12 protein-coding genes and 1 other RNA gene are annotated in these 12,542 nt (G+C 74.5%); 6 read left to right on the top strand and 7 right to left on the bottom strand.

The genetic code is table 11. From position 1 onward, the window contains the following. Nucleotides 1-37: 37 nt before the first annotated feature. A complete protein-coding gene (ddaH, locus tag ACZ58N_RS10350; RefSeq protein WP_471157608.1) occupies nucleotides 38-865 on the bottom strand; it encodes a dimethylargininase in 828 nt (275 codons plus the stop codon). A 146-nt stretch (nucleotides 866-1,011) separates the two neighbouring features. Here ddaH and ACZ58N_RS10345 point away from each other — a divergent pair, with 146 nt between their 5' ends. Next, nucleotides 1,012-1,650: a TetR/AcrR family transcriptional regulator gene (locus ACZ58N_RS10345; RefSeq protein ID WP_471157607.1), complete on the top strand. Its 639-nt coding sequence runs from the start codon at nucleotides 1,012-1,014 to the stop codon at nucleotides 1,648-1,650. Between the two features lie 180 nt (nucleotides 1,651-1,830). Continuing rightward, nucleotides 1,831-2,580 carry a bifunctional DNA primase/polymerase gene (locus tag ACZ58N_RS10340; RefSeq protein ID WP_389710983.1) on the top strand — a complete coding sequence of 250 codons (750 nt, stop codon included), beginning with the start codon at nucleotides 1,831-1,833 and terminating at the stop codon, nucleotides 2,578-2,580. A 154-nt stretch (nucleotides 2,581-2,734) separates the two neighbouring features. On the opposite strand, the gene yaaA is transcribed toward ACZ58N_RS10340, so the two are convergent. Further along, on the bottom strand, nucleotides 2,735-3,535 hold the full coding sequence (gene yaaA / locus ACZ58N_RS10335) for a peroxide stress protein YaaA (RefSeq protein WP_471157606.1): 801 nt from the start codon (nucleotides 3,533-3,535) through the stop codon (nucleotides 2,735-2,737). Nucleotides 3,536-3,696: 161 nt separating this feature from the next. Here yaaA and ACZ58N_RS10330 point away from each other — a divergent pair, with 161 nt between their 5' ends. Continuing rightward, nucleotides 3,697-5,139 carry an RNB domain-containing ribonuclease gene (locus ACZ58N_RS10330; RefSeq protein WP_471157605.1) on the top strand — a complete coding sequence of 481 codons (1,443 nt, stop codon included), beginning with the start codon at nucleotides 3,697-3,699 and terminating at the stop codon, nucleotides 5,137-5,139. Between the two features lie 14 nt (nucleotides 5,140-5,153). Here the strand turns inward: ACZ58N_RS10330 and ACZ58N_RS10325 are convergent, their stop codons facing one another. Together ACZ58N_RS10325 and ACZ58N_RS10320 are read right to left on the bottom strand one after the other, a co-directional pair. Continuing rightward, nucleotides 5,154-6,011, bottom strand: a complete 858-nt coding sequence (locus ACZ58N_RS10325) for a hypothetical protein (protein WP_471157603.1) — start codon at nucleotides 6,009-6,011, stop codon at nucleotides 5,154-5,156. Then, complete coding sequence (locus tag ACZ58N_RS10320; RefSeq protein WP_471157602.1) at nucleotides 6,008-6,754, bottom strand: MerR family transcriptional regulator; 747 nt, start codon at nucleotides 6,752-6,754, stop codon at nucleotides 6,008-6,010. The genes ACZ58N_RS10325 and ACZ58N_RS10320 overlap by 4 nt, the downstream gene beginning before the upstream one ends. 77 nt (nucleotides 6,755-6,831) lie before the next feature. Between ACZ58N_RS10320 and rnpB the strand changes: the two genes are divergently transcribed. Beyond that, nucleotides 6,832-7,234, top strand: an RNA gene (gene rnpB / locus ACZ58N_RS10315) — RNase P RNA component class A. Nucleotides 7,235-7,320: 86 nt separating this feature from the next. On the opposite strand, the gene ACZ58N_RS10310 is transcribed toward rnpB, so the two are convergent. Genes ACZ58N_RS10310 through ACZ58N_RS10300 form a run of 3 tightly spaced genes read right to left on the bottom strand, consistent with a single transcriptional unit; the run spans nucleotide 7,321 to nucleotide 10,315 of the window. After that, nucleotides 7,321-8,718 (bottom strand): bifunctional RNase H/acid phosphatase, encoded by a 1,398-nt coding sequence (locus tag ACZ58N_RS10310; protein WP_471157601.1) that lies wholly within the window; start codon nucleotides 8,716-8,718, stop codon nucleotides 7,321-7,323. Next, entirely contained in the window at nucleotides 8,718-9,461 is a 744-nt protein-coding gene (locus ACZ58N_RS10305; protein WP_471158275.1) for a zinc ribbon domain-containing protein, read from the bottom strand. The genes ACZ58N_RS10310 and ACZ58N_RS10305 overlap by 1 nt, the downstream gene beginning before the upstream one ends. Then, nucleotides 9,458-10,315 (bottom strand): Nif3-like dinuclear metal center hexameric protein, encoded by an 858-nt coding sequence (locus ACZ58N_RS10300; protein ID WP_471157600.1) that lies wholly within the window; start codon nucleotides 10,313-10,315, stop codon nucleotides 9,458-9,460. The genes ACZ58N_RS10305 and ACZ58N_RS10300 overlap by 4 nt, the downstream gene beginning before the upstream one ends. A 313-nt stretch (nucleotides 10,316-10,628) precedes the next feature. Between ACZ58N_RS10300 and ACZ58N_RS10295 the strand changes: the two genes are divergently transcribed. Together ACZ58N_RS10295 and ACZ58N_RS10290 are read left to right on the top strand one after the other, a co-directional pair. After that, entirely contained in the window at nucleotides 10,629-11,738 is a 1,110-nt protein-coding gene (locus ACZ58N_RS10295; protein ID WP_471157599.1) for a hypothetical protein, read from the top strand. A gap of 30 nt (nucleotides 11,739-11,768) precedes the next feature. Continuing rightward, nucleotides 11,769-12,437: an HAD family hydrolase gene (locus ACZ58N_RS10290; RefSeq protein WP_471157597.1), complete on the top strand. Its 669-nt coding sequence runs from the start codon at nucleotides 11,769-11,771 to the stop codon at nucleotides 12,435-12,437. The last annotated feature ends 105 nt before the right edge of the window (nucleotides 12,438-12,542 follow it).

The following is a 12,542-nucleotide window of genomic DNA, read 5'->3' as shown; positions in this document are numbered from 1 at the left end:
TCCGGGGAGCCGTACGTCCGCGGACCCCGCCGGGTGCTCAGTCCTCCTCGGGGGGCGCGGGCCTCAGTTCCTGCGTGCAGCACTTCACGCTGCCGCCGCCCTTGAGCAGTTCGCCGAGGTCCATCGGGACGGGCTCGAAGCCGCGCTCGCGCAGCGGTGCGAGCAGTCCGACCGCCGCCTGCGGGAGCAGGACGTGCAGGCCGTCCGAGACGGAGTTCAGCCCGAAGGCCTCGGCGTCCGGGGTGTCCACGAGCAGGGCGTCCGGGAAGAGCCGGCGCAGCACGGCCCGGCTCCCCGGCGAGAAGGCCTGCGGGTGGTACATGATCTCGTCGCCGTCGAGCACGCACAGGGCCGTGTCCAGGTGGTAGAACCGCGGGTCCACCAGGTCGAGGCCGATGACGGGGCGACCGAAGAACTCCTGGGCCTCGTCGTGCGAGAGGGGGCTGGAGCGGAAGCCCCGGCCGGCGAGGATGTAGGAGGCGGTGACGGCGAAGTCGCCCTCGCCCTCGTTGACGTGGGACGGCTCGTGGACGTCCCGGAAGCCGTTCGACCGGAACCAGTCGAGGTGGATCCCCGCCTCGGCGGTGCGTTCCGGATGGGCGAACCTGGCTCCGAGCACCCGGCCGTCGACGACGAGGGCCCCGTTGGCCGCGTAGACCATGTCGGGCAGGTCGGGGTGCGGGACGAGGGTCTCGACGGTGTGCCCGAGGGCGCGGTAGCGGTCCCTGAGGTCCTCCCACTGGGCCTGTGCCAGGGGGAGGTCCACCGGTTTCGTGGGGTCCATCCACGGGTTGATGGAATACGTGACCTTGAAGTGTGCCGGTGGGCACATCAGGTAGCGCCGGGGTGTGGCGTCTCTGCGCAAAGAAGGCTCCTCACGACTGCGAACTCACGAGGCGTGCGTTGTGTGAAGGAATCGTCTCTCCTCCGGGGGAACCGCGCAGTGAACTGACCGGGTGGTTCAGCGAATCACCAAAAGACGAGACGTCTCGAATTGGTACGTTGGACCGCATGAGCAAGACTCCCGACGCCACCCGCCGCAGCGACCGCTCGCGGCGCGCCATCCTCGACGCCGCCCTCGCGCTGGTCGGGGAGGTCGGCTACAACAAGCTGACCATCGAGGCCATCGCCGCCCGCGCCGGCGTGGGCAAACAGACCATCTACCGCTGGTGGCCCTCGAAGGCGGCCGTCCTGCTGGACGCCTCGCTCGCACTGGCCGGGGACGCCGGGGACGACGCGCAGTGGGCCGGCTTCCCCGACACCGGTGACCTCGCCGCCGACCTGAAGTTCGTGCTGCGGGCGACGGTGGACGAGTTCAACGACGAGAAGTACGAGGCACCAGCGCGCGCCCTGACCGCCGCCGGGGCGACCGACCCGGAACTGGGCGCCCGGTTCACCGAACAGCTCCTCGAACCGCAGCTCGCCCTGTACGAGGCGCGGCTGCGGTCGGCGCGGGACGCCGGACTGATCGCCCCCGACACCGATCTGCGGCTGACGGTGGAGATGCTGCTCGGGCCGTTCACGTACCGCTGGCTGATGCGGACCGCGCCGCTGACCCACGCCTACGCCGACGCCCTCGTGGACGCGGTGCTGCGGTCGGTCGGCGGACCCGACGGGAGCCCGGAGCCGAGGCCCGGCACCGTGGGATAGGTCACGGCCCCGGGGCGGCCCGGCCCGGGGCGGGCGGGCCGTGGGCCGGATCGGCCGGGAACGCGCGGCCGGATCGGGCCGGTCCGAGGGGCCCCGGATCGAGGGGTGCGGTCACCCGGACCGCAGGATGGTGGGACCATGGGGAAAGTCCGCCGGGGCAACGGTGAGGTGAGGGGATAGATGGGGTCTGAGTCCGGCCGCGTCAAACGCGGCGAGCAGAGCAGGATTTCCCAGTGGCTGCGCCGCCGCTCGAAACCGGCTCCCGAAGACCCCGGCAGGGAACGCGAGGCGCTGCTCCTGGCCGTGGCCGCCGCGGGCCTCCCGATCTCACCGGCCGCCCATCCCGCCGGATACCGATGTTCGTGCGACCGCGTCGGCTGTCCGACCCCCGCACGACACCCCGTCTCCTTCGCCTGGCAGACGCAGTCGACCACCGACCGGGCGCAGATCGAACGCTGGGCGCGCAACCAGCCCCAGGCCAACTTCATCACCGCGACGGGCATGGTCCACGACGTCCTGGACGTGCCGCTGGAAGCGGGCCGCGGCGCCTTGGAGCGCCTGCTGGCAGCCGGGATCGAGGTCGGCCCCGTCGCCGAATCGGCCGGTACGGGCGAACAGGCCCGGATGCTCTTCTTCACGGCGACCCGCGGTACGCCGGAGGACGAGGACGAATGGTGGCCCTGCGAACTGGACTGCCACCCCGAGACGATGGACGAGCACCCGGGCCTGCGCTGGCACTGCCGGGGCAGCTACGTCCTGGTCCCCCCGTCCACCCTGCCGGGCGACCTCTCGGTGAGCTGGCTGCGCGACGTGAGCCACCCGCTCCCGGACCCCCTGACCCTGCTGGAGACCCTGACCGACGCCTGCGCCCAGTACGCGGGCGAGGCCGGACACACCCCGGCCGCGGTGGCCTGGCCACTGGGCCGCTAGGGCCTGTCGTCACAGTCCCGTCGTCGCCCGGAGGGCGGCCGCGAGGCAGACGGGAGTTCGACGACAGGCCCCAGGGGGTGTTCCGCCCTCGGGCGGTGCGGGGCGCGTCGCCCCGGACCGCCCGACCGTGCGGCCGTCCCGGCGGGCGCCCGCCTCAGTGGATCTGCGTCACGACCACGTCCAGCGACCAGGCTCGGCCCGCCTTGGCGGGGGCCTCGGCCTCCACCGTGTAACCGAGGTCGCGCAGGGCGGTGACCAGCTCGGCGGGGTCGGCCGGGGCCGCTCCCGCCAGCAGCAGGTCACGCACCAGGCGGCCCTTGGTGGCCTTGTTGAAGTGGCTGACCACCGAACGCTTCTCCACCCCGTCCACGATCTGCGAGTGCAGCACCCGGACGCCGGCCGTGCGTCCGGCCGCCGCGCCCTTCGGCTTCCAGGCGCTCGTGTACGCCGAGGACCGCAGGTCGAGGACCAGCCCGTCGCCCGCCGCCTCCGGCAGCGCGTCCGCCATCGGGGTGCGCCAGTACGCGCCCAACGCGCCCAGCCCCGGCAGCTTGACGCCCATCGAGCAGCGGTACGAGGGGATCCGGTCGGTCACCCGGACCGCGCCCCACAGTCCGGAGAAGACCAGCAGCGAGCGGTCGGCCTCGGCGCGGGCGGCGGCGGGCAGGTCGGCGAGACCGAGGGCGTCGTAGAGGACCCCGGTGTAGATCTCCCCGGCCGGGAGGGCGGGCGCGGACAGCAGCCCGGCGTTCTTCGCGACCTCGCCCCGCAGGCCCTCGCTGAGCCCGAGGACCTCACGGGCCTTCAGCTCGTCCGCGGAGCACAGCTCGACCAGCTCCTCCAGCACCGCCGCGCGCGCGGCGGCCAGCCCCGGCAGGGACAGGGAACTCGGGTCGAGCGGTGCGCCGGAGCCGCCGGCGGCCTTTCCCTCGGAGGGCGGCAGCAGCACGAGCACGGTGGTTCTCCTTCAGTACGACGCGGCGCAGGGGGGTGCGGCCCCCGAGCCAGGGTAGACGGCGCGGCGTCCGCCCCGGACCCGCCCGGGGGACGGCAGGACCGCCCGGGACGAGGGAATAGATCACCCTTTTACGGATGAAAAGGCCTAGGCTCGGGTCCATGCCACGCCGCCTCATGCACATCACCGGCACCGACGGGGCTGCCCTGCGGGCCGCGCTGTGCGCCCTGCGCACCCGTCTGGGCGTGCCCGAGGAGTTCCCGACCGCGGTCCTCGCCGAGGCCGAGCGGGCCGCCGCCGCCCCCCGGCTGCCGTCCCTCGACGCCACCGACATCCCCCTCTTCACCATCGACCCGCGCGGATCCGTCGACCTCGACCAGGCCATGCACCTCGCGGCGCGGACCGGCGGCGGCTACCGCGTCCACTACGCCATCGCCGACGTCGCCGCGTTCGTCACCCCCGGCGGCGCCCTCGACGCGGAGGCCCACCGTCGCGTCACCACGCTCTACTTCCCCGACGGGAAGGTCCCCCTGCACCCGCCGGTGATCTCCGAGGACGCGGGCAGCCTGCTCCCCGACCGGACCCGACCGGCCCTCCTGTGGCGGTTCGACCTGGACGCCGAGGGACGCGTCGGGACCACCGAGGTCCGCCGGGCCCTGGTCCGCAGCCGCGCCCGCCTCGACTACGACGGCGTGCAGAAGGCCCTCGACACCGGCACCGCCGACGCCTCCCTGATCCTGCTGAAGGAGATCGGCAGGCTCCGCGAGACGCTGGAGACCGAACGCGGCGGCATCTCGCTGAACGTCCCCGAACAGGAGATCACCGAGCGCGGGGGCGCCTACGGGCTGGTCTACCGGGCCCCGCTGCCCGCGGAGGCCTGGAACGCGCAGATCTCCCTGATGACCGGCATGGCCGCCGCCGACCTCATGCTGGCCTCCGGCACGGGGATCCTGCGCACCCTGCCCGCCGCCCCGGACGGCTCGGTCGGCCGGTTGCGGCGTGCGGCGCAGGCCCTGCGGATCGACTGGCCGCACCACGTGCCGTACGCACGCCTCGTACGCTCCCTCGACCCGCGGCTGCCGGCCCACGCCGCCTTCCTCCAGGAGTGCACGACGCTGCTCCGCGGCGCCGGGTACACCGTGTTCACCGACGGCGACATCCCCGACCCGGCCGTGCACGCGGCCGTCGCCGCCCCGTACGCGCACTGCACCGCGCCGCTGCGTCGGCTCGCCGACCGGTACGCCGGCGAGCTGTGTGTGGCGGCGTCGGCCGGGACCGAGCCCCCTCGGTGGGCCACCGACGCGCTGGCGGCGCTGCCCCGGGAGATGGCCGGGGGCACCCGCACGGCCAACGCGGTGGAACGCGCCTGCGTGGACCTCGTCGAGGCGGCCGTCCTCAAGGACCGCGTCGGGGAGACGTTCGAGGCGACGGTCATCGACGTCAAGGAGCACGAACCCCGGGTGGGCACCGTCCACCTGGAGGACCCGGCGGTCGTCGGCCGGGTGGAGTCCCCCTCCGACGACCTGCCGCTCGGCGCCCGCATCCGGGTCCGCCTGACGGAGGCCGACCCGGGTACCGCGAAGGTCCTGTTCGCCCCCGCCTGAACCGGCCCGCCGCGCTACCGCAGTGCGGCGACCAGCGCGCGGGGGTCGTCCGCATGGAAGCGGATCGTCCGGGCTCGGGCGCGGGCGCCGAGCGGGCGGCGGAATTCCAGCGGGCGGTTCAGCTCCAGGGTCACCGTGGTCTGGCTCCCGACGATCAGGTCGAGCACCTCGCCACAGCCGGCGCCGTCCCCGTCGCCGTCCCCGTTCCCGGCGTCGGACAGCTTGATCAACCGGCCTTCCGGGTAGCGGCGGTCGACGCGGGCCGAGGCCACGGCGTCCGCCGGGACGGTGAGGTCGAACAGGGCCCCGTACCGGATCCGCAGCGATCCGTCGGGGCGCACCACGTGCGGCCGGGTCACGCAGGCGGCGTGCAGGGCCAGCACCAGCAGGACCCCGTACACGTCGAGCACCAGCACCACCCGGTGCACGGCCGGCCAGGGGATGAGGAAGGCCAGCGCGACGGTCTCGACCACCGACACGAAGACCAGGCCGTACATCATCGCCGTCTGCGGTCCGGTGTAGGCGGCGACGACGTCGCCGGGTCCGACCCCGTGCTCGCGGCGCAGCACCCACCGGCCCAGCGAGGCCGCCGCGCGCAGCTCGTGCAGCAGCAGGCGGCGTACGGCGACCGGCACCACGGCCCGCACCGCCTCCCGGCGCGCCCCGGCCGGTGTGGCACCGCGGGCGCGGGCGGCCGCGTACAGGGAGCGCAGGACCCACGCCTCCAGCAGCAGCACCCCCAGGACGAGCGCCTCGGCGGTCACCGCGGCCCAGCCGGGCAGCCGGACCCCGGAGGCCACACAGACGACGAGGAGCAGCTCGCCAGGTACGACGGCGGCAGCCGCCATGCGGGCCGCGCGAAGGGCGTTCATCGCGACCCGCCCCCGCCCATGTGCCGGGCGAAGGCGTCCATGACCCGGCGGACGACCTCGGCCTGGGCCGGGGCGTAGTCGGCGAGCAACGCCTCCTTGAAGCCCTCCACGACGACCCCGTCGGTGGGGATGGTCGCGAACACGTCCTCGGGGACGACGGCGACCAGGGCGTCGGCGAGCGGTCCGATCCGGGGGTCGTCCGCGGCGGCCCCTTCGAGCTCGTCGAGCCGTTCGTAGAGTTCGAGGACCTTCGGGTCGGCGGCGATCCGCCCGAGGGCCGCGTAGACGGCCTCTCCCCCGGCGCCCACTCCGTCGAGCAGGGTCAGGTGCTCGCGGTCCTTGGCGGCCGCGGCCGAGTCGGTCGGCGGTGCCTGGGCCAGCAGCGCGGCGAGGGCGGGCGAGACGGGTTCGCCCTCGCCGGGGCCGGCGGCGAGCAGGACCCCCAGCCGGCGTCGGCGTTCGGCCAGTTCGGCCTCCTGCCGGGCGAGGTCGGCGTCGAGTTCCCGCAGGACGTCGGACAGTTCGCGCCCGGCGTCGTCCGCGAGGACGTCGCGCACCTCGTCGAGGCTCAGTCCGAGTTCCGTGAGCCGGCGCACGCGGGCCAGCAGCACGGCGTCGCGCACGGTGTAGGCCCGGTATCCGTTGGGGCGCCGCTCCGGTTCCGGGAGCAGCCCGACATGGTGGTAGTGCCGGATCGCCCGGGTGGTGACCCCGACGAGCACGGCGATCTCTCCGATCCGCATGCCCCTCAGTAGAAACCCTGACGCTGCGGCAAGGTCAAGTCGCCACGGACAGCCGGTAGCATGGTCGGCACGACAGACGAGTCGGCCGGGCGGCCGCGTCGGGGTCCCCGGATCCCGCCGAGGAACGTCCGGGCTCCACAGGGCAGGGTGGTGGCTAACGGCCACCCGGGGTGACCCGCGGGACAGTGCCACAGAAAACAGACCGCCGGGGACCTCGGTCCTCGGTAAGGGTGAAACGGTGGTGTAAGAGACCACCAGCGCCTGAGGTGACTCAGGCGGCTAGGTAAACCCCACCCGGAGCAAGGTCAAGAGGATCCGTCCCCGGACGGGTCTGCGCGGACGATCGAGGGCTGCCCGCCCGATGTTCGCGGGTAGACCGCACGAGACCGGTGGCAACGCCGGTCCTAGATGGATGGCCGTCTCCCCGGCGACCGCGAGGTCTCCGGGCGACAGAACCCGGCGTACAGGCCGGCTCGTCTGCCGTACTCCACTTCGCGCCCGACGGCGCACGCACGAGAACCCCCGCCGCTGCGGCGGGGGTTCTCGTCGTTCGCGGGCCCGCGCGCTCAGCGCAGGTGCGCGGTGTCGTTCAGGAGGCGGACCGAGGCGTTGCCGTCGGCGTAGTAGGCGACCGCCGACAGGGAGGCCGCGGAGAGCTCCATCCTGAACAGGGCTTCCGGCGGGGCTCCCAGGGCGAGGCGGACCAGGGTCTTGACCGGGGTCACGTGCGTGACCAGCAGGACCGTGCGGCCCGCGTGTGCGGCGAGGAGCCGGTCGCGGGTGGCGGAGACCCGGCGGGTGACGGTCGCGAAGCTCTCGCCGCCGCCCGTGGGGGCCGCCTTCGGGGAGTCCAGCCATGCCTGGAGGTCGTCCGGGAACCGTTCGCGCACCTCGGCGAAGGTCAGCCCCTCCCAGGCGCCGAAGTCGGTCTCGCGGAGCCCTTCCTCGACGGTGACGGGCAGCCCGAGACGGTCCGCGACGGCCTGGGCCGTCTCCCGGCAGCGGCGCAACGGCGAGCTGACGACGGCCTGGACGGTGCCCCGCGCGGCCAGCGCGACGGCGACGGCCTCGGCCTGCCGGCGGCCCGCCGGCGACAGCTCGGGGTCGGTGCCGCCGCTGCCGGAGAACCGCTTCTGCGGGGTGAGGGCCGTCTCGCCGTGCCGCAGCAGCACGAACGTGGCCGGGGCACCCATGTCGGGGCCCCAGCCGGTTCCGGTGCCCGCGGCGGAGTTCCCCGGCCGCTGCTCCTCGACCGGGGCCGGGGTGGCGGGCGCGGTACCGACCGCGCCGGTCGGGTCCGGGTGCGCGGTGGTGCCGGTCTCCGCGGTGACGTGCGGGGCGGCCTCGTCGCCGAACAGGGTGTCGGTCTGCCGGGGGCCGGTCGCGACGGAGTGCGCCGCGGCGGTGTCGGCCGTGCGGGCACGACCCGTACCGCCGCCGGAGGCCAGGGCGGCGCGGACGGCCGCGGCACCCTTCGCCGCGTCGCCGGGGGGTCCCGAGGGGGCCGCGGGCGCGGCGAAAACGGCCGTGGAGGCGGAGGGCTCCCACTGCTTGCCGCGCTTGCCCGCGTCCATCGCCTCGTTGGCGAGCCGGTCCGCGTGCTTGTTGCGCTCGCGCGGGATCCACTCGTAGGTGACCTGGGCGCGCGGCAGGACCTTCGCGGCCTCGGCGGCGAGCGGCTTCATGTCCGGGTGCTTGATCTTCCAGCGCCCCGACATCTGCTCGACGACCAGCTTGGAGTCCATCCGGACCCTGACCGTGGCGTCGGGCGCCAGCTCGCGCGCCGCCTTCAGGCCGGCGATGAGGCCCTTGTACTCGGCGACGTTGTTGGTCGCGACGCCGATGAACTCGCCGCGTTCGGCCAGCGTCTCGCCCGTCGCCGGGTCCAGGACGACCGCGCCGTAGCCGGCGGGCCCCGGGTTCCCCCGGGATCCGCCGTCCGCCTCGACGACGAAGTGCGGCATCAGATGCCCGAGTCCGCCGCACGGACGAGGATGCGTCCGCAGTTCTCGTGCCGGACGACCTGGTCCCGGGCCGCGGCCTTGATCTCGTTGATCTCCGCCATGTCGAGCTCCAGCCGGCAGCCCTCGCAGCGGCGCTGGTACAGGCGGGCGGCACCGACACCGCCCTGCTTGACGCGGATCTTCTCGTACAGGGCCATGAGGGCGTCCGGCATGGAGCCGACGATGACCTCGCGGTCCTTGGAGATCTTGGCGGCCTCGTCGTCGAGCTCACCGGTGGCGGCGTCGCGGCGCGCGGTGGCGTCGGTCAGCTTGGCCTCCAGGGCGGCGACGCGCTCGGTCAGGCCGGTGACGCGCTCCTGGGCGGCCTCCAGGCGCTCCATGACCTCCAGGACGACGTCCTCCAGGTCGCCCTGCCGCTTGGCGAGGGAGACGACCTCGCTCTGCAGGTTGGCGAGGTCACGGGCCGAGATGCCGACGCCGGTGTCGAGGCGCTGCTGGTCGCGGGCGGCCCGCTGGCGCACCTGGTCGACGTCCTGCTCGGCCTTGGTCTGCTCGCGGGCGGCGTCGCCGGCCTGGGTCCGGGCGGCGACGAGCAGGTCGCGCTGCTGGCTGAGGTCCTTGGTCAGGGAGTCGACCTCGGCGTGCTCGGGCAGCGACTTGCGCTTGTGGGCGAGCTGCGACAGCCGCACGTCCAGGGCCTGGACGTCGAGAAGTCGGATCTGGTCGGCGGGCTCGGCGTTCAGTTGGGGGCTCCTGAGTGAGAAGGGGGTGTGACGGACGGCGCGTGCGCCGTCCACGGGTCGGTGACCGTGCGCGAGACGTGGGTCCGCAGACCCCATCCGTGGCGCTCGGAGATCGCGTCGAGCTGGGCGGCGGCCTGCTCGCACCAAGGCCACTCGGTGGCCCAGTGGGCGGCGTCGACGAGGGCGAGCGGGCTCTGCTCGCGCGCCTCGGACACCGGGTGGTGCCGCAGGTCGGCGGTGAGGAAGGCGTCCACGCCGGCGGCGCGGACCTGCCCGAAGAGGCTGTCGCCGGAGCCGCCGCTGACGGCGACGGTACGGATGACGGCGTCGGGGTCGCCCGCGGTGCGGATGCCCTGCGCGGTGTGCGGGAGCCTGGCGGCGGCGCGGGCGGCGAACTCGCGCAGGGTCTCGGGGTGGTCCAGTTCGCAGATCCGGCCGAGGCCCCGGCGGCCCGTCGGGTCGGTGGGATCGGGTACGAGGGGGCCGGTGATCCGCAGGTCGAGGGCGCCGGCCAGGGCGTCGGACACGCCGGGGTCGGCGGTGTCGGCGTTGGTGTGGGCGACGTGCAGCGCGATGTCGTTCCTGATCAGCGTGTGCACGACGCGGCCCTTGAAGGTGCCCGCCTCGACGGTCGTGGTCCCGCGCAGGTAGAGGGGGTGGTGGGTGACGATCAGGTCGGCGCCCAGCTTCACCGCCTCGTCGGCGATCTCCTGGACCGGGTCCACGGCGAACAGGACGCGGGTGACCTCGGCGTCGGGGTCGCCGCACACGGTTCCGACCGCGTCCCACTGCTCGGCCCGCGAGGGGGGCCAGAGAGCGTCCAGCGCGGCGATGACTTCAGAGAGACGGGGCACAGGCCAAGGCTACCGCCCCTTTTTCGGGCCCCCCTTCGTCTCCGGGTCGCTCCGGGCCCGGCCGGCGGGGGTGCGCCGCCCCGGAACGCCACCGGCCGGCCGCCGTTCCCGTCGGGCTCCGGGAGCACCACGGGGTCGGGAGGGGCACACGTGAACGCGCCGGTATCCCAATCGCCCCGATATGCAACAGCACAATCGTGCTGTCTTCCGAGGGCGAACCGCCCCGTGGCCACCCGTACGTGTGAAGCCTGCTGCGTCGTGTGGTTCGGCAGGGGGTACGAAACTAGCTTCCTCAGCGGAGGTGACGGCCCGGATGACTGTCTGCGCCATCGAGATCACGAGGACCGACCCGTTCACGATCACCGCCGACGGCGCCTACGCCGCGCGGCTGGCCGGTGAGGGGGAGGCGCGCTACCCGGAACGCTGGACGCTGGCCGGGCCGGAGGCGTACGCGGTGCCGTTGCCGCTCGCGCAGCCGGAGGAAGCCGACAGCGAGGTGCTGCCGCTGGCCGACGGGCGGGTGCTGATCCACCGCCGGGTCGCCGACCGGCACGTCTTCGCCCTGTTGTATCCCACAGGCACGGAGGCGGCCCCCCGCACCGGGGAGCTCGTCCTGGGCTCCGTCCCCGCGCAGGAGGGGGTACGGGTCGCGCTGCTGCCCCCGTCACCCGACGGCGCCTGCGCCTACGCCCTGGCGGTGGGCCCCGAGGACAGCACCGTCTGGCAGGTCGCCGGGAACCCCTCCGGGCCGCAGCGGGTCGCCCAGGTCCCGGGCCTCTGCTCGGGCGGCGTCTGGCTGGACCGGGCGGGCCGGCTGCTCGCGCTGGACCGCGAACTGGACGGCCGCACCAAAACCGTCGCCGTGGACCTGGCCGGAGCGGTCAGCCCGCTGCTCCAGATCTCCGAGGACAGCGACGACCGGCTGCTGCTGGCCGCCCCCGACAGCGGGCTGCTGGTGATCCGCTCGGACGCCCCGGGCGAACCGCGGCTCGGCTGGGGGGTGCTGGGCAGCGCCCGGCCCGTCCGCTTCCCCGAGTGCCTGCGACTGGAGGAGGGGGCGACCCCCTTCGCGGTCCAGCCGGGCCAGGTCCTGATGCCGGAGAACTGCGGGGTCGCACTGCGCGTGGGTGAGACCGGCCTCGCCCTATGGCGCCCCGCCGACCGGCACGTCTTCCGGCTCGGCGCGCCGACGGGCTGGCTGGGCGGTACCGGCCTGTGGACGGCGGAGGGCCGACTGCACCTGCCGTACTCCGTCCCGGAGGCCGCCTGCGGCGTCATGGGCCTCGGCCTGCCCGTCGCCCCGCTGCCGCAGGTCCGCATGGACCCGCAGCCGGCCGTCGACCCGGTGCCGCAGCCGGCCGTCGACCCGGAACCGGAGCCGGCCGCCCGCCCGGTCCCCCTCCAGCAGGCCCCGCTCGGCTGAGGTTCGACCGGTCCGTGGTAGGCAGGGCGGGTGACGATCTCCGAAGACCTCGGTACGGCCCGGCCCTACGACGCAGTGTTGTGCGACGTCGACAACGTGATCCGCTTCTACGACTCCACGCGCCTGACCGGGCTGGAACGCCGCTCCGGGCTCCCCGAGGGCACCACCGCCGGGGTCGCGTTCGCGCCGGAGCGGGACGGGCCGCTGATGCGCGGCCGGATCACCCCGGCCCAATGGGTGGAGTCCGTCACCGAGGGCCTGACCGGCTCGCACGGCGTACCCGCGGAGCTGGCGCACGAGCTGGCCTCGGCGCTGGCCACGGCCCCGTTCTCGGCGGACGACGCGACGGTCGGCGCGCTGCGGGAGGCGCGTGCGGCAGGGCTCACGCTGGTCCTGGTGACGAACGCGACCGTGGACCTGGAGGACGACCTGGAGTCGATGGGTCTGACCGGCCTCGCCGACCACGTCGTCAGCAGCGCCCGCGTGGGCGTGGCCAAGCCGGACCGGGAGATCTACGAGATCGCGGTCGCGCGGGCCGGGGCGGCGCCGGGCCGGTGCCTGTTCGTGGACGACCGGCGGGAGAACGTCGAGGCGGCCGAGGCGCTGGGGATGACGGGCGTCCACTACCGCCGCCCGGAGGACCTGCGGGCGGCGCTCGGCTTCCTGGACCGGGCGCGGGGACTGCCGGACGGAGCCTGACCGGGCACGGCGGAGCCTGACCGGGCACGGCGGAGCCTGACCGGGCACGGCGGAGCCTGACCGGGCACGGCGGAGCCTGACCGGGCACGGCGGAGCCTGACCGGG

Source organism: Streptomyces sp. NPDC040432 (assembly GCF_055595445.1).
Note: the sequence above shows the minus strand (reverse complement) of the source record. Positions and strands in the feature narration are given on the sequence as shown.

Excerpts from the sequence above, each read along its gene's own strand:
- ACZ58N_RS10345 (WP_471157607.1), top strand. The coding sequence starts at position 1,012 with ATGAGCAAGACTCCCGACGCCACCCGCCGCAGCGACCGCTCGCGGCGC.
- ACZ58N_RS10340 (WP_389710983.1), top strand. The coding sequence starts at position 1,831 with ATGGGGTCTGAGTCCGGCCGCGTCAAACGCGGCGAGCAGAGCAGGATT.
- ACZ58N_RS10330 (WP_471157605.1), top strand. The coding sequence starts at position 3,697 with ATGCCACGCCGCCTCATGCACATCACCGGCACCGACGGGGCTGCCCTG.
- ACZ58N_RS10325 (WP_471157603.1), bottom strand. The coding sequence starts at position 6,011 with ATGAACGCCCTTCGCGCGGCCCGCATGGCGGCTGCCGCCGTCGTACCT.
- ACZ58N_RS10320 (WP_471157602.1), bottom strand. The coding sequence starts at position 6,754 with ATGCGGATCGGAGAGATCGCCGTGCTCGTCGGGGTCACCACCCGGGCG.
- ACZ58N_RS10310 (WP_471157601.1), bottom strand. The coding sequence starts at position 8,718 with ATGCCGCACTTCGTCGTCGAGGCGGACGGCGGATCCCGGGGGAACCCG.
- ACZ58N_RS10295 (WP_471157599.1), top strand. The coding sequence starts at position 10,629 with ATGACTGTCTGCGCCATCGAGATCACGAGGACCGACCCGTTCACGATC.